Source organism: Nonomuraea sp. AD125B (assembly GCF_041402765.1).
Taxonomy (GTDB): Bacteria; Actinomycetota; Actinomycetes; order Streptosporangiales; family Streptosporangiaceae; genus Nonomuraea; species Nonomuraea bangladeshensis.
The window spans coordinates 336698-354675 of the sequence record NZ_JBGLOU010000007.1; the positions used below are offsets into that span (position 1 = coordinate 336698).

The window sequence follows — 17978 nt, forward strand, 5'->3', positions numbered from 1 at the left end:
TATGCTTTAAATGGAAGCAAATGGTGCATCGTGCACCCCTGCTGGTCCGGCCCCTCGGTGACAGGTGCGGATGCGGCGTCGGGGCGACGAGGGGCATGCCTGCCTGGCGAAAAGCCCGCCACTCGCTAGTACGGCCCCACTCCCGGAATCAGCACGACAGCCGGTATCCAGAAGTGGGCGACAGGCATGAGCGCGAGAGATACCGCTATCAGTAAGCATTTGTAGACGGGTCTCACCCGAGCGACGCCGAACCCGAGGCCCGCCGCGAGCAGGAGCGTCGCGAAGACCACGGCCATGGCGGCCGGGACGCAGGCGTGATGCTGGAGCCCGGTGTCGACGATCTGCGTGCCGTCGTTGTCCGTCAGGGCGGGTGAGGCTGCGAACTCGCGCAGGAGCGGAGCGGCCTTCCAGGAGGCCGCCGCCAGGTCTGCCAGGCCCAGCCCCGCCCCGGCGAGGATCGCCGTGACGAGGCCGGCCCGCCACGTCTTGTCCCTGGCCCAGCGTGCGGCCAGCAGGCCGGCCACCAGCGCGCACACGTGTCCGGCGACACTGCCGGAGGTGTAGGCCAGGGCGGCGGCCGTACGCCACTTCGCCACCACCTGGTCGTCGGGTTGCGCGTCGGGCCACATGCTCTGCCCCACCTCGAGATTGAGTGCTGCGAGCAGGACGGCCGCGCCGCCGGTCACCGCGATCAAGGCTGCGTACCAGGTCCTGGCCCGCCAGTTGGTCGGCGAAGTCCGCGTCACGCCGTACATCGTGCCCGATCATGGGTCGGGTCGTCGGTAAATGTCGGGCATCCGGTCGCCGGTCGCCGTTACCGTGCCTTCATGTTGCAGGCGCACGAGCGGTTCGTGGCCTCCGGGCCGTTGCGGATCTGGACGGAGCGGGTCGGAGATCCGGAGCTTCCCGCTGTTCTGCTGGTCACGGGGTCGGCGGCTCAGGGTGTCAGCTGGCCTGATGCGCTGGTCGGGCGGCTTGTCGAGCGTGGGGTTCAGGTGATCCGGTTCGATCATCGGGACACCGGCCGGTCCAGCGTTGTCGACTTCGACGCCCATCCGTACACGATCGGGGACATGGCTCGCGACTGCCTGGCGGTGCTGGACGGTCATGGGCTGAGCTCCGCTCATGTGGCTGGGGCCTCCCTGGGCGGGATGATCGCGCAGTGGATGGGGGTGCACGCGCCGGAGCGGGTCCGGTCGTTGACGGTGATGTCCAGCTCGCTGATGGGCCATGATCCGAGACCTGGGTGGGCACGGGCGCGGGCCGGGAAGCCGGCCGACCCGGATGATCTGCCGCCGCCGTCTCCGGCGTATCTCGCGCATCTGGACGCCGGGCTGCCGCCGGGTGTGGAGTCCGACGTGGCCTTGTTCCGGGTCTTCAACGGGCCGGTCCGGCCGTTCGACGAGCGGGCCGCCCGGGAGATGCTGGAGCTGGCGCTGTCGCGGGCCACCGATCCGGCGGCCGCGGCCAACCACTTCCGGGCCGTGTGGATGAATGACCCTGACCTGCTCGCTCCGCTGTCGTCGATCACCGCGCCGACCTCGATCGTGCACGGCGACCAGGATCCGGTCTATCCGCTCGGTCACGGCGAGGCGCTGGCTGCCGCGATTCCGGGCGCGGTGCTGCATGTCGTGCCCGGGATGGGACATGTCATGACTTCTCCCGGCCTGCCGGAGGAGGTCGCCGACCTGATCCGGCTCTGACCTGCCTGAGGCGCCGGCCGGTGTCCGTCCGCGTCCGTGCCCGCCTCGTAATGCATCGCGAGCTTCGGTCAAGTACACGGTGGCCGACCTCACGGCGGAGATATTCCTCGCGGCGCTGCACTCCCGGCACACCTACCGGCTGGGACGAGGCAGCGAGGCCGGATGGCTGTACGGGGTGGCGCGTAACGTGCCGCTGGCCCAACGACGCCGCGGCGAGCGCGAGGCGCGCGCCGTCGAGCGGATCGTCGCGCGCCGGTTGCTGGACGGCGACGACATCGCCGATCTTACGGACCGCATCGACGCCGAGGAGCCCGCCCGCCGGGCACTGTCGGCCATGGCCGACCTGCCGGAGGGGGAGCGGCGTTGCTGGAACTCGTGGTCATCGACCAGGGAACCCCGGCCGGCGTGCCGGCCCGCACGTCGGCTGGTGGCTGTGGCAGGGCTGGCCGTGGCGGTGGCCGCGGTGGTGGCGTTCGCCGTCAAGAACCCCGCGGATGCCGCTCAGACAGCTGGACGGCCCCGGCTTCTGGATCGACCCGAAGGACTTCGGGCCGGACGAGACGCTCGTCGTGGTCATGCACTCCGCCAACGGTGACCCGGCCAAGAGCAACGTAGGCGGTGTCGGGGTGATCCGCGGACCGGTCGCACCCTGTGAACTCGTGCCTGCCGAGTTCGGCGGTACCTCCTGAGACGGGTGCGTGAACACTCGAGGCTCCTGTGACAAGACACAGGTGACATCTCGAAGGGGGTCCAGTGCCGAAGACAGATCATCTATGGTGACCGACACGTCACCACTGGTGGTGGACTCCGAGATCATCGCAGGTTCCCTCGATGATCCGGAGCAGTTCGCCGCCCTGTTCGACCGCTATGCCGCGACGCTCTACAGGTACATCTCCTTCCGGCTCGGGCCGGAGCTCGCCGAGGATCTCGTCGGTGAGACGTTCCTGATCGCGTTCCGCAGGCGCGAGGCGTACGACATCTCCTACCGCGATGCCCGGCCCTGGCTGCTGGGCATCGCGACCAAGCTCATCACCGGTCATCGCAGGGCCGAGGTCAGCCGCTACCGCGCGCTGGAGCGGCAGAGCCCGGCCCAGCCCGTCGAGGGGCCGGAAGAGGCGATCACCCGTGAGCTGACCGCTCAGGGGTCGCGGCCGGTTCTGCTGAACGCGCTCGCGCTGCTGTCGCGGGGCGACCGGGACGTGCTGCTGCTGGTCGCCTGGAGTGACATGACGTACGAGGAAGCGGCCCGCGCGCTCGGCATACCGGTCGGCACGGTCAAGTCACGACTCAATCGGGCCCGGCGCAAGGTCCGTCACAGCCTGGGTGGGGTCAATCCGTTGGAGGAGCACGGTCATGGATGAACTGAAGACGCTCATCAAGGAGCTGGAGCACGAGCCGCCGCACTCCCTGGCCCGGCAGCGGCTCCGGCTCGCGCAGGAGGCGGCCGCGGCGCCGCGCGGCCGGCGATGGGGAAGGCTGCTCACGTTCGGCGGGCGGCGGCTCGCTGTCGGCGCTGCTGTGGCGGCGGCCGTCGCGGTGGGCGTGGCCGTGCCTTCCCTGCTCGGCTCCGCCGACCCGGCGTACGCCCTGACGAAGAACCAGGACGGGTCGATCAACCTCAAGGTCTACGATTTCCGGGACCCCGAGCAGGTCGAGCAGGAGCTGGCCGAGTGGGGTGTGCGGGCCGACATCACCTACCTGCCTCTCGGCAAGCGCTGCGGGAACGTCCGGGCGCCGTTCCTCAAGGGCGACGACTTCGGCGCGGGCGAGGAGTTGTCGAGCGGTGATGCCGCCACGCAGGCCAGGTTCCGGGAGAAACTGCAGAAGTCGGCCTCTTACCAGGCGATTCGCCCGAAGGACGGCATCACCATCTATCCCCGCCACATCAAGCCGGACCAGATCGCGATGATCGAGGTCATGGAGAATCCGGTCACGCCATCGGAGGCGCGTCCCGGGGTGGCCTGGCAGTTCAGCGGGCGGCTGACGACCGGGCCGATCCAGCCGTGTGAGGTCGTGGCGGATCCCTCGGCCGGCGACATCGGCGACGCCACGCCGCCGCCCGGCAGCTGATCCGCTTTCCCGCGCGCTCCCCTCGGACCGGGGGGGAGCGCGCCTCGCATGACGACTTTCCTCAGAGGAAAGCACGTGCTACTTTCCTTATGGGAAAGTAGTCATGCCGACCTCGGAGGTGGCCTTTTGAACCCGCACGACGCCCAGTCCTCGCTCGACGACATCCGCCGGCTCCAGGACACGACCAGGAACGAGATCGCCCGCCGCAGCTTCGCGATGCCCCGCGTGATCGTCGTGGCGCTCGGCCTCTTCGTCAGCTTCGCCGCGATCGACCTGGGGGCGCCGTGGCAGTACATCGGCGCCGGGGTGGGGCTCGGCCTCTTCGCGGCGGTGGGCATCGTCTACGAATATCGGGCCGCGGTCCAGAGGCAGCCCACCCTCCAGGAGACGCTGTACCACGTGATGGTGCTGCTCGGCGTCTGCATGGTCTTCGGTGCCGGGCGCACTCTGGCCTTCGCGCTCCTTGACGCGCCCGCGCACGGTCTGATGTCGCAGGCCATGGCCGGCGCCGTCGTGGCGGCCCTCGCGTACGTCGCGGCCACGCCGCTCAACCGCCGCGTCATGAGGTCGCTCGTCCGGCAGGACGGCAGGCGAGGCTGATGGATCCGCAGTTCGACGAGTTCCTGCACGTACCGGCCAGGCTGTCGATCGTGGCGGTGCTGGCGCCGGCCGACTGGGTGGACTTCGGCTTCCTGCGGGACTCGATCGGCACCAGCGACTCGGCCCTGTCCAAGCAGGTCTCCGCCCTGGCCGGCGCCGGATACGTCGATGTGCGCAAAAATCAGGACAAGCGGGCGCGGCGTACGTACGTGCGGCTCACCCCGCAGGGCCGGGAGGCGTTCGTGCGGCACGCGGCGGCCCTGGAGCGGATCGTCGCGCTCGCCCGCGTCAGCGAGGAGTGGCCCCCCGCCCCGTAGCGTCAGCCGCACACCCCCGGGAGGCCGCACACCTTCTTCGCCATCTTCCTGGCCTGACCCGTGATCTCCTTCTTCGCGCCGCTGCCCCTGGCGTTGGCGGTGTAGAGGAACAGGGCGGCGCCCCGGCGTCCGATGACCGCCAGGTCGTCGGACTGCGACAGCCGCCGGCCGCTCGCGGCGTACTCGTGACCCGCCACCGACAGACCCTCGTCACCGACGCGCAACGGCTTGCCCACGTAGCCGAACCGGTCGCGCTTCACCACGCCCGGTTTCGAGCACCTGGCCAGGTCGGCCCGGAGCTTGCGGAAGGCGTCCTGGGCGGCTCGGGGATTCCGGTACAGCACGAGTTGTTCGCTCGTGCCCGAAGGCGCGCTGGTGGAGTAGGTGATGGTGCGCATCGCCACCCGGCCGTCGCGGGGCTTCCCCTTCGACCGGCAGGGGTTGAACTCGAGCTGCCGGGACAGGCTGTCGCTCATCTCCCACCACTCCTCGTCCTCGACCACGGGTCCCTTGACGGCCGCGGGCTCGGTCAGCAGGAAGTTCCTGGGAATCCTGGGGGCGGTGGCGTGGGCGGGGCTCGTTCCTGCCAGGAGCGAGCCGATCGCCAACGCCGCCGTCATCGCCTTGATGATCACAAATGATGAGATGTACGGCCGTGACGAGAAGTTCTACGCCACGGCGGTGCCCTCAAGCTCGACCATCAGGTCGGGGATCGCCAGCCGGGTCACTCCGAGCATCGTGGTGGGCGGGGCCACCCCTGCGGCGCCCAACCGGGACGCCAGCACGCCGTAGTGCTCGAAGAGCCGGTCGACGTCGGTGGTGTAGACGTTGAGCCGGACGAGGTTCGCGAGGGACATGCCGGCCTCGCCGAGCACGGCCTCCAGGTTGTCGAGGCTCAGGGCCAGTTGGGCCCCCATGTCATCGGCGTGCTGGGGCTTGCCCTCGCCGCTCATCGCGGTCTGCCCGGAGCAGTAGAGGGTCCGGGTGTGCCCGGAGACGACCTCGCCCTGGTTGTAGCCCAGCCCGAGGGACCACGGCCACGGGTTGACCGGCGTTCGCTCCATTGCCACATCAGCTCCATTCGGTGCATCGACGCCCGCACCTTTCGGGCGCGTTGATGAGCTTGGCAAACAAAGCACGACATCCTGTGTCGTGTATTTCGGTAATGTTCTTGGATGCGTGCCGATCGGCTGGTCTCGCTGGTGCTGCTGCTGCGCCAGTACGGCCGGCTCTCCGCCACCGCGCTGGCCCGCGAGCTGGAGGTGTCCACCCGTACGGTGCTGCGCGACATCGAGGCGCTGTCCGCGGCCGGCGTCCCGGTCTACGCCGAACGCGGACGGAACGGCGGTTTCGCGTTGTTGCCCGGCTTCCGTACCGAGCTCACCGGGCTGAACCACGACGAGGCCCTCGCTCTGCTGGTCGCCGGGTCGCGGCGCGGCGCGCAGGCGTTCGGGCTCGGCTCGGCGCTCGCCTCGGCGATGCTCAAGGTGGTGGACGCGCTGCCCGACGGTTATCGGGACACCGCGGCCGGCGCGGCCGAGCGGCTGCTCATCGAGCCGGAGATCGACCTCCTCTCGCGCCGGCTGACCGACGAGGAGGTGCCCGGCGTCGTGGCGGCCGAGGTCCTGCGGGCCGTGTTCGCCGGGCACAAGCTGGACATCCACTACGCGGCCGAGGGGCGGGAGCCGCGGTGGCGCACGGTGGACCCGGTCGGCCTGGTCACCGTACGCGACCGGGGTTACCTGCTGGCCACGCGGTCGGGGGAGGACCGCACCTACCGGCTGTCCCGGATCCTGGCCGCGAGGGAGCTTGACGAGCCCGCGCAGCGGCCGGACCGGGTCGATCTCGACCGGGCCTGGCAGGAGCGCAGCACGCGGTTCCGCAACGGCGGGGACCAGGTGACCGTGCTGGTACGGCTGGACCCGGCGCGGCGGGAGGACCTGGTGCGGACCGCGCTGGCCGTCATCGCCGAGGAGGTCGACGCGGACGGCCGGCTGCGGATGGAGGTGTCCTTCCAGGATCACCGGCACGCCCGATGGGCGTTGTGGCAGCTGGCCACGTACGCGGAGGCCCTGGCCCCGCAATGGTTGCGTGACTATCTGCACGATCGCGCCGTGGCGCTGGCCGGCCGCTACGCCGCGGGTCAGTAGCCGCTGCGGCGCGGGGCGGCCGTCGGGCGGCGGGAGAGGTTCGTCCGGTGGGTGGGCTTGAGGTCGCGGACCGCGGGCCGGGGATCGCGCGTCGTGGGCTCGGTGTCGCGCTTCGGGGTGAGCGAGAGGGGGAGTTTGATGTGCATGTTCCTCCTTGTGGGGGTCAGGCCCTGGTGAGCCAGGTGATCTGGGCGCCGTTGTCGAAGGACTCGCGCCTGGTGGGGGTGAACAGGGTGGGGCGGAACGCTCCGGAGAACGCGGGGATGCCGTCGCCCGCCACCACGGGGTAGCTCTTGAGGATGATCTCGTCGATCTCCGGGAGCAGGGAGGCGGCGAGCCTGCCGCCGCCGCAGAGGTAGACGTCCTTGCCGGTGTCCTCGGACTTCAGCCGCCGGACGAGCTCCAAGGGGTCGCCCTTCTCCAGTCGCACGGTGGGGTCGTCGATGGTCAGCGTGCTGGAGACGACGTACTGGCGCAGGTGGGTGTACGGGCTGGTGGTGACGCCCAGGGCCGGCTCGTAGGTGCCGCGGCCCATCACCACGGTGTCGAAGACCCGGTTGGGCGCGTCGTCGAGGCCGACGAGCTTGCGGACATGGGTGGGGACGGTCTCGGGGTAACGGTCGTTGATCCAGGCCGCCAGCTGCTCCGACACCGGGTAGAAGTCGACCTCGTGGCCGGGGCCCGCGATGTAGCCGTCGAGCGAGACGGCGATGTAGTAGACGAGCTTGCGCATATCGAGCAACTCCCGATGTAGTACTCTGTTTGGAGTGGTCAAAACGTAGTACTACAGACGGAGTGGTGTCAAGTGCGCAGGAATCCCGAGCGGCGGCAGGCGTTGATCGACGCGGCCATCGAGGTGCTGGCCAGGGAGGGAGCGCGGGGACTGACCTTCCGCGCCGTCGACGCGGAGGCGGCCGTGCCCCCGGGCACGGCCTCCAACTACTTCGCCAACCGCGACGACCTGTTCACCCAGGTCGGCGGGCGGATCTACGAGCGGCTGCTGCCCGACGAGGCGACGATCGCCCGCGGCCGGGAGGGCGTGCAGGACGAGACCCGCTACGCCGAGCTCATGCACGAGCTGGTGGACCGCATCTCCGCCTTCAAGACCGGCTACCTGGCCCTGCTGGAGCTCCGGCTGGAGTCCACCCGGCGCCCTGAGCTGCGGGCGGTGCTCACCAAGCGCATCCGCGAGGACATCGACGCCAACATCGCCTATCACGCCGCCTCGGGCCTGCCGGGCGACTCGACCGCGGTGGTGCTCCTCTACCTGGCGCTGAACTGGCTCATCGTGGAGCGGCTGACGCTGCCGGACATCTTCACCGACCAGGAGGTACGCGAGCTGGTGGACCTGGCCGTGCGAAGGGCGTTGAACGCTTGATACGTCAACGCAGCTGCTGGATGCGGACCAGGTTGCCCGAGGGGTCGCGGAAGGCGCAGTCGCGGGCCCCGTACGGCTGCTCGGTCGGCTCCTGGACCACCTCGGCGCCGCCGTCCCGCACCTTCGCGAAAGTGCCGTCGAGGTCGGCGGTGGCAAGCAGGATCCAGCCGTAGGTGCCCTTGGCCATCATCTCGGCGATGGTCCGGCGCTCGTCGTCGGTGATGCCGGGGTCGGCGCCGGGCGGCGCCAGCAGGATGGAGATGCCGGGCTGGCCGGCGGGGCCGACCGTGATCCAGCGCATCCTGCCCTGCCCGACGTCGCTGCGCACCTCGAAGCCGAGGGTGTCGCGCCAGAAGGCCAGGGAGGCGTCCGGATCGTCGTGCGGGAGCACGGTCGTGTGAATGCTGAGGTCCATACGGCTACGCTAGCCCGTCCCCGCGGGCGCGGGCCGGGGCCGGTAGCGGTGCGGCGGCACGCCGAGGCGTTCGGTGAAGCGGGCGGCGAAGGCGGCGGGGGACGGGCAGCCGACCGCGCGGCACACCTCGGCCACGCCGATGTCGCCCCGGCTCAGCAGCGCCGCCGCGTGGTCGACCCTGCGGGCCATCAGATAGTCGTACGGCGAGCGGCCGTAGGCGAGGCGGAAGCGGCGGCTGAGCTGCGCGGGCGGCAGACCCGCCGCGCGGGCCAGCGCCTCGACGTCCAGGGGGCGCGCGTACTCGCGGTCGATCCGGTCCCGGACCCGGCGCAGCCGCGCGAGCTCGCCGAGGCGATGCGCCTCGTTGAGCGCCCGCGTCCACGAAGGGTGGCACATACGCTCTCCTTCCGATCGGCTCTCAAGGTACGCGCCGGCCGCTGATCATCGCTTCTCGAATCCTGATCAGCAGGGGACGTCGAGCAGGTGGAGGTCGAGCCGCTGGGCCAGGTACGCGCAGGCGGCCATCGCCCGCACGCTGTTGCCGTGCTCGTCGAGCGGCGGGCTGTAGGCGGCGATGCCGAGCCGCCCGGGGAACGCGGCGGCCAGGCAGCCGGACACGCCGCTCTTGGCCGGCAGCCCGGCGTGCACCAGCCAGGCCCCCGACGCCTGGTACATGCCGCAGGTCGTCATCACCGCCAGCACCGTACGGGCCACCCGCGCCTCGATCAGGCGCTCGCCGGTGCCGGGGAGCCTTCCCCCGCCCGCCAGCGTGGCGGCCATCCTGGCCAGGTCCGCCACCGTCACGCGGATCGCGCACTGCGTGAAGTAGCGGTCCACGGCCTCGGCCGGATCGCCGACCAGGGAGCCGTGGGCGTGCGCCAGGTAGGCGAGTGCCTTGTTGCGGTCGCCGGTGCGGCGCTGGCTGTCGAGCACGGCGGCGTCCACCTCCAGGTGACGCCCGGCGCAGCGGCTCAGGAACTCCAGCACCTCGCCGCGCACGAGCGAGGTCGTGACGATGGCGCCGATGTTGGTCATCGCGTTGAACGGGGTGCCCGTCCCGCCCCGCACCACCGTGGAGTCGAACGCGGCTCCGCTGGGCTCGGTCCCCACGTGCTCGTGCACCTTCGCGAAGCCGTGCTCGGCCAGCGCGAGCGCGTACACGAACGGCTTGGCCGCCGACATCAGCGGGAAACCGGCGTCCCGGTCGCCGGCGGCGTCGGTCTCGCCGTCCGTGGCGACCATCGCCACGGCCAGCAGGCCGGAGTCGACGCCGGCCAGCGCGGGGATGTACGAGACGACCCGCCCGCCCCGCACCGTGGCCGCCTCGGCGAGCGCGCCGTCGAGCAGCGGCCGCCAGCGCCCGGAGGTCACCGCACGTCCGCCGGGCGGGCCTCGCCGTCGAAGGGGTAGCGGGCGCGGAAGTCGTCCTCGGCCTCGGCCAGCGACATGAACCGCACGCCGTCGTGGGCGCGGAGGTGGCCGATGAGCCGTTCCAGCATCAGCAGCACCTGGGGCCGGCCGCTGACGTCGGGGTGCAGGGTGATGGGGAAGACCGCGTAGTCGAGCTCGCGGTGGACCCAGTCGAACTGGTCGCGCCACTGCTGTTCGAGGTCGCGCGGGTTGACGAAGCCGTGGCTGTTCGGCGAGGCCTTGATGAACATCATCGGCGGCAGGTCGTCGAGATACCAGCTCGCGGCGAACTCCACCAGGTTCACCTCCTGGCCGTGGACGAGCGGCCGCATCCAGGTCGAGGCGTCCCGCCCGTAGTCGATGCGGGTCCACTGCTCGCCCTTGCGCGCGTAGAAGGGCAGGAAGTCGTGGTACGACTGCGAGTGGTCGTACGTGAAGCCGTAGCGCAGCAGCAGGTCGATGGTCCGCTCCGACATCTCCCACCAGGGCGCGACGTAGCCGCGGGGCCGCACGCCGAGCACCCGGTCGAGCACCTCCAGGCTGCGGGCCAGCACGTCCTCCTCCTGCTGGGCCGACATCGCGACCGGGTTCTCGTGCATGTAGCCGTGCGCGCCGACGTCGTGCCCGGCCTCGACGACCATGCTCATCTGCTCCGGGAACGACTCCGCCGAGTGCCCCGGCAGGAACCAGCTCGTCCGGATGCCCTCCCGCTCGAACAGCCGCAGCAGGCGCGGGGTGCCCACCTCGGCGGCGAACACGCCGCGCTGGATGTCGTTCGGGGACTCCTGGCCGCCGTACGAGCCGATCCAGCCGGCGACGGCGTCCACGTCGACGCCGAAGCAGACGTTGATGGTCTTCATGCCACAGGACGTACCCGCGGGCCCTCCACAGGCGGGTATAGCGCGTGTCACCATACGGAGATGATCGCCAAACGCGTCGCTTTGGCCTGTGTGGTCGGGATCATCCTGCCTCTCGCCGTCGTCGGGTGGGCGATGGCCATGGCCGCGCTCTTCCCCGACTCCTCCCTGTGCGGCGAGTACACCGGATGTCTCGGCTACCTCCAGCCGGCGTGGGACGTGGGGCGCTGGGTCGCGGCCGTGGTGGCCTGGCCGCTGCTCTGGCTGGTGGGCGTGCGGCCCGCCTGGCCCGTGGCGGTCGTGGCCGTGCCTCTGCTGGTGGTGATCTGGCTGGTCGTGGAGGCGTTGCCGCTGTGGGCGTGGTGGTTCGGCTTCCTGCTCGCCCTGGCCAGCGGGCTGATCGCGTACCCGGTCGCGGTGCTCATCGTCGGCCGGCTCGGCCGAAGCGGAGAGCGAGCGGTGTGAGCATGGACTCCAGCTGCACGGCGAAGCTGATCTTGCTGGAGCCGGCCGCGCGTTCCTCGAAGTGGATGGGCAGCTCGACGATCGCGTGGCCGAGCTGCTTGCACCGGTAGTTCATCTCGACCTGGAAGCTGTATCCGTCGCTGCGGATCGCGTCGAGGCCGATGCCTTCGAGCACGTCGCGGCGCCAGATCTTGAAGCCGCCGGTGGGGTCGCGTACGGACAGGTTGAGTATGGCGTTGACGTAGTGGCCGGCGAAGCGGCTCAGCAGGCGGCGGTGCCGGCCCCATTGGGTGGACAGGGAGCCGCCGACGACGTACCTGCTGCCGATCACCAGGCCCGCCCGGGTCGCCAGGATGGTGCCGAGCAGGTGCGGGATGTACTCGGGGCGGTGGCTGAGGTCGCCGTCCATCTGCACGACGTACTCGTCGCCGTGGGCGAGGGCCTCCTTCATGCCGGCGATGTGGGCCCGGCCGATGCCCTCCTTGACCGTGCGGTGCAGCACCACCATGCGGTCGCGGCCGTCCTCGTTCGCGTGCTTGGCGAGGTCGTCGGCCAGCAGGCCGGTGCCGTCGGGGGAGTCGTCGTCGGCGATGACCAGGCGCAGGTTGGGCAGGTCGAGCGCGAGAACGCGCGCCGTCAGGTCCCCGATGTTGCCGGCCTCGTTGTAGGTCGGCACCACGACGGCGACGCGCGCATCCCGCCACGGCGACGGCAGCGCCCACGGGGCGGCTGCGTCCGTTTCGGTCACGTCGTCCAAAATGCTCTCCTCATACCCGTTTCGGCAACTGTCGATTATGGCGATACGGGCGGAGTGAGCAAGATCCACGCGACTGATCAGAGGTGATTGTCCCGTTTCAGGGGCGGTTGTCCTTGCCGTCGAGCCAGAGGGTGTCGCTCTCGTCACGGTGCGAACCCGAGCTGCCGACGTGCTTGGCGTCGATCTTCGGGCCCTTCTTGATGACGTGCACGAGCGCCATCGCGTGGCCGCGGCCGAGGCCGTAGTCCTCCTTCAGCCAGTCGACGATCACGCCGGCCTTGGTGGCCGGCTCGTCGAAGCCGCGCTCCTTCGCCAGAGCGATGAACTGGCGCGGGGTCAGGCCGGTCTTCTCCTCGATGTTGTCGAGGTACGCCTGGAACGACACGTGGGGATCTCCGTTCTGCCGGAACGGCCCGTCCCGGCGAACAGAAGCTTGTTATTTGCAAGCACGGTTTGTCAACTGCATCTTGGAGCTACGATCTGTACCGTGACTTCTCGTGAGTACGGCCAGTTCTGCGGCCTGGCCCGCGCCATGGAGATCGTCGGCGAGCGGTGGACCGTGCTGATCGTCCGCAACCTGCTGGCCGGGCCCCAGCGCTTCACCGACCTGCGCCAGGGCCTGCCCGCCATCCCGACCAACATCCTGTCGGCCCGGCTCAAGCAGCTGGAGCAGGAGGGGCTGGCCACCCGGCGGGCGCTGGCGCATCCCGAGCGGGCGGTCGTCTACGAGCTGACCGACCACGGCCGCGACCTCGAACCCGCGCTGGTCGCCCTGGGCCGCTGGGGCGCGAGGACGATGGGCGAACCGCGCCCCGGCGAGCTCGTCACGGCCGAGGGGGTCGCCATGTCCTTCCGCACGGCGTTCCGGCCGGAGGCGGCGTCGGGGGTCAGCGTGGGCTACGAGGTCCGCCTGGCCGAGTTCACCCTCCACGCGCAGGTGGACGACGGGCGGCTGACGGTCGGCCGCGGGCCGCACCCGGCGCCCGACCTGGTGATCGAGCGCCTGGCGGGCCAGCCCGTCCGCGACCTGATGAGCGGCGCCAGGACCGTGGACGACGTGCTGCGCGACGGGAGCGTACGGGTGGAGGGCGACCGGGCGTTGTTCGACAGGTTCGCCGAGCTGTTCCGCTTCTGAGCGGCGGCCTCTAGCTCGTCCGGCAGGAGACCGACGGCCAGGTCCAGTTGCCGTTGTGCTGGATCGTGAAGCCGAAGGTGTTGCCGCTGCCGTTCGGGCGCATCGTCATCACGTTCCCGCTGGAGTCCCAGGACGGGGTGCCGTTCCAGGTGTTGATGACCTTCTGGGGCGGCGTCACGGTGACCGTGACGATCCACGAGGCCGAGCCGGAGACGGTGACCGACAGGTTGAAGCGGTCGCTCCACTGCTGGCCCTGCTGGATCGTGGCGGTGCAGGTGCCGCCGCCGGGCGGCGGGGTCGTCGGCCCGCTCGTGGGGTCGCCGCCGCCGTCAGGGGCGACCGCGCGGCCGGTGGTGGGGGAGATCATGCCGGCGCACAGGTTGCGGCTGCGCAGGTTCGCGGCGATCTGCGGGATGGCGGCCACGGTCGTGGCGTACTGGTCGTGCATGAGGATGACCTGGCCGTTCTGCAGCCGGCCGGCGGCCTGGACGATCTGCGCCGTGCTCGCGCCGTTCCAGTCCTGGGAGTCGACGTCCCAGATGACCTCGGTGAGGCCGAGCTGCTGCTCGACGGACCTCAGCGTGGCGTTGGTCTCCCCGTACGGCGGCCGGAACAGGCGGGGCGCGGTGCCCGTCGCCCCTTGGATGGCCTGCTGGGTGCGCTGCAGCTCGGAGAGGATCTGCGCGCTGCCGAGCTGGGTGAGGTGCGGGTGGGTGTAGCTGTGGTTGCCGATCCACATGCCCGCGTCGCGTTGCGCGCGGACCAGGGCCTGGTTGTTCTGGGCGTTCTGGCCGATGTTGAACATCGTGGCGCGCAGGCCGTTCGCGCGCAGCGTGTTGAGCAGGTTCGTGGTGTTGGCGGGGTTGGGGCCGTCGTCGTAGGTCAGGCCGACGTAGCCCGCGCTGCAGTCGGCGGCGAGGGCTCGGCCGGCGGCCAGCGCGGTGGTGGCGGCGGCGGCCAGGCAGACGGCGAGGAGCGTGGCGAGGAGGGTGGGGCGGCGTTTCCTGTCGATCATGTCGTGTCCTTGATCGTTGGGGGCGACTCACCTCCGGTCATTGTGGGAACGGGTTAGAAACGTGTCAACGAAAGCTGGAAATGTTTCGGGGAGTCGGTGATGTGCTGTCAGCTATACCCTGGTAAACGGCTTGAAATGTTTCGGTGGTAGGGAAGCTTTCATGAAGTGAGGCGGGAGCCGACGCGGTGCAGGGTGCCGTCGGGGTCGACGTACGCGAACTCGCGCAGCCCGTAGTCGGTGTCGTGCGGCGGGTGGAAGCGCCCCGGGAGGCCGGTCGCCGTCCACTCGGCGTGCAGGGCGTCGGCGTCCGAGACGTACAGGTAGACGACCCCGCCGGTGCGCGCCGGGTCGTGCTCGTCCCATTCGCTCAGGTGCAGCGAGACCTCGCCGCGGTCGGCGTACCCGTAGCGGGCGGGGCCTGCGTAGGCGCGGACGGCGAAACCGAGCCTGCGGTAGCGGTCGAGCGCCGCGTCCAGGTCCCGTACCGGCAGCACGGGCGCGACTCTCTCGAACTTCACCTTGTCCGACATCTCTGTCACCGGCCGCCCGCCTCGCGGGCGGCCTGCTCGACCCGCTTGTGATGGTCCGCCCACCAGCTCTCGTCCTCGCCCGGCAGGTTGTCGTTGTCGCGGCGCAGGCCCGCGGCGCCGTCGATCAGCTCGCGGACGATGTCGGCGTGGCCGGCGTGCCGGTTGGTCTCGGCGATGACGTGGACGAGGACGCGGTGCAGCGACACGGCGTCGCGGCCGGGCGGCCACCAGGGGACGCGGCCGACGGCGTCGAGGGGCAGCTCCTCGATCGTGGCGTCCGCGTGCGCCCAGGCGCGGCGGTAGAGGGCGACGAGCTCCTCGCGGGACTCCTCGGGGGTGGCCCAGAGGTCGGCGTTCGGCTCGGCGCCCTCCTCGAACCCGGGCGGCTGCTCGGCGGGCGGGCGGCCGAAGGTGTCGCCGAAGTAGCCGTACTCGACGCCCGCCAGGTGCTTGACCAGGCCGAGGAGGTTGGTGCCCGTGGGGGTGAGCGGGCGGCGGACGTCGTACTCGGACAGGCCGTCGAGCTTCCACAGGAGGGCCTCGCGCGCGCTCCTGAGGTAGTGGTGAAGGTCTGCTTTGGGGTCCGATGTCGTCATGGCGGCCATTGTGTCAGCGCCTGGTCAGATCTGTTGGTCCTGGGCCGGCGACCCTGCCGGTGGTGTTCAGCCGCCCATGACGCGGTCGAGGGCGGCGCTGAGCCCGAGTCTGTCCATGAGGGAGGGCTCGTACGTGATCAGCGGCACCTCGGGCACGGTGAAGAAGGACGTGGGGGCGGTGAAGAAGGAGGTGGGAGCGGTGCCGGGGGCGCAGGTGACCGGTCCGGCGAGCACGGCGTCCAGGAGCTCCCGCAGGCCGATCGCGTCGAGCAGCGCCGCCGGCTGCGCGTCGGCGACCTCGGTCTCCTCGGCGACCTCGGCTTCGTCGTCGGACTCGGTCTCCTCGTCGAGCTCTTCGTCCGTCTCCTCGTCGGCGTCGGTCTCCTCGCCGGTCTCCTCGTCGGTCGCTGCCTGGAGGGTCGGCCAGCAGGCCGGCGGATCCGCGACCAGGGTTTCGAGCATCGTCGCGACGTCGGGCGTGCCGAGCATGCCGAGCTCGAACGCCTCCGTGTCGTCGCCGATCACGTCCGCCTCGGCGGCGGTCTTCTGCTCGGTCCTGACGCCGCGGCACGCGCGCAGGCTGTCGAGCAGGATCGTACGGATCGACGTCCCCGACGGGGCCTGCCACCGCACGGCGGCGTGGACGGGCGCCCAGCTCCGGGCGGACATCGCCAGCAGCCGCTCGCGGAGCTCCCCGACGGTCATGTCGTCCGGCGGCGACGGGACGTCGATCTTGACGGCGTCCTCGCCCCCGCACGTGACGTGGACGGGCAGCTTCTCCGCCGAGGCCGGCTCGGCGGCCATGAGGAGGCCCGAGGCGGTGGCGAGTGCCAGGATGGCGTGCTTGTACATGATGCTCCCTGCGAGTGCTTATCCGATCATCCGCAGTGATCATTACCCTAAGTGACGTTTGAATTACTTCATGGTTGGATCTAACGCTCTTTACCGCGCGGGCGAAAACGGTTGGAGAGGTGTGGTCAAGGGCTGATATACAGCGCTGTCACATTTTCGGAGCGGAAGGAGCCGCACTTGTATCCCCCGATCGAGCCGTACGACCACGGCATGCTGGACGTCGGCGACGGCAACCTCGTCTACTGGGAGGTCTGCGGCAACCCCGAGGGCAAGCCCGCCGTCGTGGTGCACGGCGGCCCCGGCTCCGGCTGCTCCGTCGGCTCGCGGCGCACGTTCGACCCCGAGCGTTACCGGATCATCCTGTTCGACCAGCGCAACTGCGGTCGCAGCCGCCCGCACGCCGCCGACCCGGCGACCGACCTGAGCGCCAACACTACCCACCACCTCATCGCCGACATGGAACGGCTGCGCGAGCACCTGGGCGTGGACAAGTGGCTGCTGTACGGCGGCTCGTGGGGCTCGACGCTGATGCTGGCCTACGCCGAGGCGTACCCGGAGCGGGTGTCCGAGATGATCATCATCTCGGTGACCACCACCCGCCGCTACGAGATCGACTGGCTCTACCGGGGAGCCGGCCGCTTCTTCCCCGAGGCGCTGGAGCGCTTCCGGCAGGGCGTGCCGGAGAGCGAGCGCGGCGGCGACACCTTCGACCTGCTGGCGGCGTACGCGCGGCTGACCTCCGACCCCGACCCCGAGGTGCGCATGAAGGCCACCCTCGACTGGTGCGCCTGGGAGGACGCGGTCATCTCCGCCGAGCCCAACGGCAAGCGCAACGCCTATAGCGACCGCCCCGACGACGCAAGGCTGGCGCTCGTCCGCATCTGCTCGCACTACTTCTCGAACGCCGCCTGGCTGGAGGAGGGCGTGCTGCTGCGCGAGGCGCACCGGCTGGCCGGCATCCCGGCCGTGCTCATCCACGGCCGGCTCGACCTCAGCGGCCCGGCCGACACCGCGTGGGAGCTGGCCCGGGCGTGGCCCGACGCCCGGCTGGTCGTGGTGGAGGACTCCGGTCACACCGGCAGCGAGACGCTGCGCAAGGAGCTGTTCGCCGCCCAGGACGCCTTCGCCTCGCGCCGCTAGAGCCTCTCATCGTTTGCGCCCGGTGCGCGGGCGGGACGGCGCCTGCGGCGGCAGCACCTCCACCGACGTCTTGCGGATGTGGTCGTAGACCAGCGAGGTGCGTACGTCGGCGATGTTGCGGTGGCGGGCCACGTGGTCGAGCACGAAGTCGCGCAGGTGGCCGGCGTCGCGCACGCCCACCTGGATGATGAAGTCGTCCCCGCCCGAGACCACGAAGACGGCCAGCGTCTCGGGCAGGGCGGCGACGTAGTCGCGGAAGCCCTCGACGGCCTCGCGGATCTTGGGATGCAGCCGTACGTTGATCAGCGCCTGCACGGGCCGGCCGACGGCGTCCAGGTTGACCTCGGCGTGGAAGCCCTCGATGACCCCGGCGGCGCGCAGCGAGCGCACCCGCTCCAGGCAGGTCGAGGGCGCGATGCCGATGCGCTCGGCCAGCTCGCGGTTGGTCTGGCGGCCGTCGCGCTGCAGCTCGGCGAGTATCGCCGTATCAAGTTCGTCCACTCGCCCATCGTGGCACGGATCGCCGAATTTTCTTCGGAAAACAGTCAGCAGGCTTGGTGGAACTACGGCGTGAGTGTGAGTCTGCTG

General features: G+C 70.5%; 27 protein-coding genes. 11 read left to right on the top strand and 16 right to left on the bottom strand.

Annotation, left to right across the window (positions count from 1 at the left end; genetic code table 11):
• Positions 1-125: 125 nt before the first annotated feature.
• Positions 126-755 (bottom strand): hypothetical protein, encoded by a 630-nt coding sequence (locus ACBR40_RS20905; RefSeq protein ID WP_371249828.1) that lies wholly within the window; start codon positions 753-755, stop codon positions 126-128.
• A gap of 72 nt (positions 756-827) precedes the next feature.
• Here ACBR40_RS20905 and ACBR40_RS20910 point away from each other — a divergent pair, with 72 nt between their 5' ends.
• The 6 genes from ACBR40_RS20910 (at position 828) to ACBR40_RS20935 (ending at position 4690) form a co-directional block, all read left to right on the top strand.
• A complete protein-coding gene (locus ACBR40_RS20910; protein ID WP_371249829.1) occupies positions 828-1703 on the top strand; it encodes an alpha/beta fold hydrolase in 876 nt (291 codons plus the stop codon).
• Between the two features lie 79 nt (positions 1704-1782).
• Positions 1783-2298, top strand: a complete 516-nt coding sequence (locus tag ACBR40_RS20915) for a sigma factor (protein WP_371249830.1) — start codon at positions 1783-1785, stop codon at positions 2296-2298.
• A 178-nt stretch (positions 2299-2476) separates the two neighbouring features.
• Positions 2477-3064, top strand: coding sequence for an RNA polymerase sigma factor (locus ACBR40_RS20920; RefSeq protein ID WP_371249831.1), 588 nt, complete (start codon positions 2477-2479; stop codon positions 3062-3064).
• The gene (locus ACBR40_RS20925) at positions 3057-3773 is read left to right on the top strand and encodes a hypothetical protein (RefSeq protein ID WP_371249832.1); all 717 of its coding nucleotides are present in this window, start codon (positions 3057-3059) and stop codon (positions 3771-3773) included. The genes ACBR40_RS20920 and ACBR40_RS20925 overlap by 8 nt, the downstream gene beginning before the upstream one ends.
• Before the next feature lie 126 nt (positions 3774-3899).
• Positions 3900-4373: a hypothetical protein gene (locus tag ACBR40_RS20930; protein ID WP_344211063.1), complete on the top strand. Its 474-nt coding sequence runs from the start codon at positions 3900-3902 to the stop codon at positions 4371-4373.
• A complete protein-coding gene (locus tag ACBR40_RS20935) occupies positions 4373-4690 on the top strand; it encodes a winged helix-turn-helix domain-containing protein (protein ID WP_371249833.1) in 318 nt (105 codons plus the stop codon). Before ACBR40_RS20930 ends, ACBR40_RS20935 begins: the two co-directional genes overlap by 1 nt.
• Positions 4691-4692: 2 nt before the next feature.
• Here the strand turns inward: ACBR40_RS20935 and ACBR40_RS20940 are convergent, their stop codons facing one another.
• Together ACBR40_RS20940 and ACBR40_RS20945 are read right to left on the bottom strand one after the other, a co-directional pair.
• A complete protein-coding gene (locus ACBR40_RS20940) occupies positions 4693-5310 on the bottom strand; it encodes a hypothetical protein (protein ID WP_371249834.1) in 618 nt (205 codons plus the stop codon).
• 48 nt (positions 5311-5358) lie between these two features.
• Positions 5359-5754, bottom strand: coding sequence for a RidA family protein (locus ACBR40_RS20945; RefSeq protein ID WP_344211644.1), 396 nt, complete (start codon positions 5752-5754; stop codon positions 5359-5361).
• A gap of 111 nt (positions 5755-5865) precedes the next feature.
• Between ACBR40_RS20945 and ACBR40_RS20950 the strand changes: the two genes are divergently transcribed.
• Positions 5866-6840: a helix-turn-helix transcriptional regulator gene (locus ACBR40_RS20950; RefSeq protein ID WP_371249835.1), complete on the top strand. Its 975-nt coding sequence runs from the start codon at positions 5866-5868 to the stop codon at positions 6838-6840.
• Here ACBR40_RS20950 and ACBR40_RS20955 read toward each other — a convergent pair.
• The gene (locus ACBR40_RS20955; RefSeq protein ID WP_371249836.1) at positions 6834-6986 is read right to left on the bottom strand and encodes a hypothetical protein; all 153 of its coding nucleotides are present in this window, start codon (positions 6984-6986) and stop codon (positions 6834-6836) included. The two genes, ACBR40_RS20950 and ACBR40_RS20955, sit on opposite strands and share 7 nt — an antisense overlap.
• 17 nt (positions 6987-7003) lie before the next feature.
• A complete protein-coding gene (locus ACBR40_RS20960; protein ID WP_371249837.1) occupies positions 7004-7573 on the bottom strand; it encodes a dihydrofolate reductase family protein in 570 nt (189 codons plus the stop codon).
• Between the two features lie 72 nt (positions 7574-7645).
• Here ACBR40_RS20960 and ACBR40_RS20965 point away from each other — a divergent pair, with 72 nt between their 5' ends.
• Complete coding sequence (locus tag ACBR40_RS20965) at positions 7646-8218, top strand: TetR family transcriptional regulator (protein WP_344211051.1); 573 nt, start codon at positions 7646-7648, stop codon at positions 8216-8218.
• Between the two features lie 4 nt (positions 8219-8222).
• Here ACBR40_RS20965 and ACBR40_RS20970 read toward each other — a convergent pair whose 3' ends face one another.
• The 4 genes from ACBR40_RS20970 to ACBR40_RS20985 all read right to left on the bottom strand — a co-directional run bounded on the left by ACBR40_RS20970 (position 8223) and on the right by ACBR40_RS20985 (position 10903).
• Entirely contained in the window at positions 8223-8633 is a 411-nt protein-coding gene (locus tag ACBR40_RS20970) for a VOC family protein (RefSeq protein WP_344211049.1), read from the bottom strand.
• 9 nt (positions 8634-8642) lie between these two features.
• On the bottom strand, positions 8643-9029 hold the full coding sequence (locus ACBR40_RS20975; protein WP_344211047.1) for a helix-turn-helix transcriptional regulator: 387 nt from the start codon (positions 9027-9029) through the stop codon (positions 8643-8645).
• A gap of 66 nt (positions 9030-9095) precedes the next feature.
• A complete protein-coding gene (glsA, locus tag ACBR40_RS20980) occupies positions 9096-10004 on the bottom strand; it encodes a glutaminase A (RefSeq protein WP_371249838.1) in 909 nt (302 codons plus the stop codon).
• A complete protein-coding gene (locus ACBR40_RS20985; RefSeq protein ID WP_344211043.1) occupies positions 10001-10903 on the bottom strand; it encodes a polysaccharide deacetylase in 903 nt (300 codons plus the stop codon). Before ACBR40_RS20985 ends, glsA begins: the two co-directional genes overlap by 4 nt.
• Before the next feature lie 60 nt (positions 10904-10963).
• Between ACBR40_RS20985 and ACBR40_RS20990 the strand changes: the two genes are divergently transcribed.
• Complete coding sequence (locus ACBR40_RS20990; RefSeq protein WP_371249839.1) at positions 10964-11365, top strand: hypothetical protein; 402 nt, start codon at positions 10964-10966, stop codon at positions 11363-11365.
• Here the strand turns inward: ACBR40_RS20990 and ACBR40_RS20995 are convergent.
• Together ACBR40_RS20995 and ACBR40_RS21000 are read right to left on the bottom strand one after the other, a co-directional pair.
• On the bottom strand, positions 11322-12113 hold the full coding sequence (locus ACBR40_RS20995) for a polyprenol monophosphomannose synthase (protein WP_344211039.1): 792 nt from the start codon (positions 12111-12113) through the stop codon (positions 11322-11324). The two genes, ACBR40_RS20990 and ACBR40_RS20995, sit on opposite strands and share 44 nt — an antisense overlap.
• A 106-nt stretch (positions 12114-12219) precedes the next feature.
• Positions 12220-12507, bottom strand: a complete 288-nt coding sequence (locus ACBR40_RS21000) for a DUF4287 domain-containing protein (RefSeq protein ID WP_371249840.1) — start codon at positions 12505-12507, stop codon at positions 12220-12222.
• A gap of 102 nt (positions 12508-12609) precedes the next feature.
• Between ACBR40_RS21000 and ACBR40_RS21005 the strand changes: the two genes are divergently transcribed.
• Positions 12610-13257 carry a helix-turn-helix domain-containing protein gene (locus tag ACBR40_RS21005; RefSeq protein ID WP_344211035.1) on the top strand — a complete coding sequence of 216 codons (648 nt, stop codon included), beginning with the start codon at positions 12610-12612 and terminating at the stop codon, positions 13255-13257.
• Positions 13258-13267: 10 nt separating this feature from the next.
• Here the strand turns inward: ACBR40_RS21005 and ACBR40_RS21010 are convergent, their stop codons facing one another.
• The 4 genes from ACBR40_RS21010 to ACBR40_RS21025 form a co-directional block, all read right to left on the bottom strand.
• Positions 13268-14272 carry a polysaccharide deacetylase family protein gene (locus ACBR40_RS21010; protein WP_371249841.1) on the bottom strand — a complete coding sequence of 335 codons (1005 nt, stop codon included), beginning with the start codon at positions 14270-14272 and terminating at the stop codon, positions 13268-13270.
• 158 nt (positions 14273-14430) lie between these two features.
• Complete coding sequence (locus tag ACBR40_RS21015; protein WP_371249842.1) at positions 14431-14790, bottom strand: bleomycin resistance protein; 360 nt, start codon at positions 14788-14790, stop codon at positions 14431-14433.
• A 17-nt stretch (positions 14791-14807) separates the two neighbouring features.
• Positions 14808-15398 (bottom strand): DinB family protein, encoded by a 591-nt coding sequence (locus ACBR40_RS21020; RefSeq protein ID WP_371249843.1) that lies wholly within the window; start codon positions 15396-15398, stop codon positions 14808-14810.
• Positions 15399-15464: 66 nt separating this feature from the next.
• Positions 15465-16250 carry a hypothetical protein gene (locus ACBR40_RS21025; protein ID WP_371249844.1) on the bottom strand — a complete coding sequence of 262 codons (786 nt, stop codon included), beginning with the start codon at positions 16248-16250 and terminating at the stop codon, positions 15465-15467.
• Between the two features lie 177 nt (positions 16251-16427).
• Here ACBR40_RS21025 and pip point away from each other — a divergent pair, with 177 nt between their 5' ends.
• Positions 16428-17390, top strand: a complete 963-nt coding sequence (gene pip, locus ACBR40_RS21030; protein ID WP_371249845.1) for a prolyl aminopeptidase — start codon at positions 16428-16430, stop codon at positions 17388-17390.
• Positions 17391-17396: 6 nt separating this feature from the next.
• On the opposite strand, the gene ACBR40_RS21035 is transcribed toward pip, so the two are convergent.
• Positions 17397-17891 (bottom strand): Lrp/AsnC family transcriptional regulator, encoded by a 495-nt coding sequence (locus ACBR40_RS21035; RefSeq protein WP_371249846.1) that lies wholly within the window; start codon positions 17889-17891, stop codon positions 17397-17399.
• Positions 17892-17978: the final 87 nt, after the last annotated feature.

What these genes read in the sequence shown, in the direction of transcription:
- ACBR40_RS20905 (WP_371249828.1), bottom strand. Translation starts at nt 755, where the DNA reads ATGTACGGCGTGACGCGGACTTCGCCGACCAACTGGCGGGCCAGGACC.
- ACBR40_RS20910 (WP_371249829.1), top strand. Translation starts at nt 828, where the DNA reads ATGTTGCAGGCGCACGAGCGGTTCGTGGCCTCCGGGCCGTTGCGGATC.
- ACBR40_RS20920 (WP_371249831.1), top strand. Translation starts at nt 2,477, where the DNA reads ATGGTGACCGACACGTCACCACTGGTGGTGGACTCCGAGATCATCGCA.
- ACBR40_RS20925 (WP_371249832.1), top strand. Translation starts at nt 3,057, where the DNA reads ATGGATGAACTGAAGACGCTCATCAAGGAGCTGGAGCACGAGCCGCCG.
- ACBR40_RS20935 (WP_371249833.1), top strand. Translation starts at nt 4,373, where the DNA reads ATGGATCCGCAGTTCGACGAGTTCCTGCACGTACCGGCCAGGCTGTCG.
- ACBR40_RS20940 (WP_371249834.1), bottom strand. Translation starts at nt 5,310, where the DNA reads ATGACGGCGGCGTTGGCGATCGGCTCGCTCCTGGCAGGAACGAGCCCC.
- ACBR40_RS20945 (WP_344211644.1), bottom strand. Translation starts at nt 5,754, where the DNA reads ATGGAGCGAACGCCGGTCAACCCGTGGCCGTGGTCCCTCGGGCTGGGC.
- ACBR40_RS20950 (WP_371249835.1), top strand. Translation starts at nt 5,866, where the DNA reads ATGCGTGCCGATCGGCTGGTCTCGCTGGTGCTGCTGCTGCGCCAGTAC.
- ACBR40_RS20955 (WP_371249836.1), bottom strand. Translation starts at nt 6,986, where the DNA reads ATGCACATCAAACTCCCCCTCTCGCTCACCCCGAAGCGCGACACCGAG.
- ACBR40_RS20960 (WP_371249837.1), bottom strand. Translation starts at nt 7,573, where the DNA reads ATGCGCAAGCTCGTCTACTACATCGCCGTCTCGCTCGACGGCTACATC.
- ACBR40_RS20970 (WP_344211049.1), bottom strand. Translation starts at nt 8,633, where the DNA reads ATGGACCTCAGCATTCACACGACCGTGCTCCCGCACGACGATCCGGAC.
- ACBR40_RS20975 (WP_344211047.1), bottom strand. Translation starts at nt 9,029, where the DNA reads ATGTGCCACCCTTCGTGGACGCGGGCGCTCAACGAGGCGCATCGCCTC.
- ACBR40_RS20985 (WP_344211043.1), bottom strand. Translation starts at nt 10,903, where the DNA reads ATGAAGACCATCAACGTCTGCTTCGGCGTCGACGTGGACGCCGTCGCC.
- ACBR40_RS20990 (WP_371249839.1), top strand. Translation starts at nt 10,964, where the DNA reads ATGATCGCCAAACGCGTCGCTTTGGCCTGTGTGGTCGGGATCATCCTG.
- ACBR40_RS21010 (WP_371249841.1), bottom strand. Translation starts at nt 14,272, where the DNA reads ATGATCGACAGGAAACGCCGCCCCACCCTCCTCGCCACGCTCCTCGCC.
- ACBR40_RS21020 (WP_371249843.1), bottom strand. Translation starts at nt 15,398, where the DNA reads ATGACGACATCGGACCCCAAAGCAGACCTTCACCACTACCTCAGGAGC.
- ACBR40_RS21025 (WP_371249844.1), bottom strand. Translation starts at nt 16,250, where the DNA reads ATGTACAAGCACGCCATCCTGGCACTCGCCACCGCCTCGGGCCTCCTC.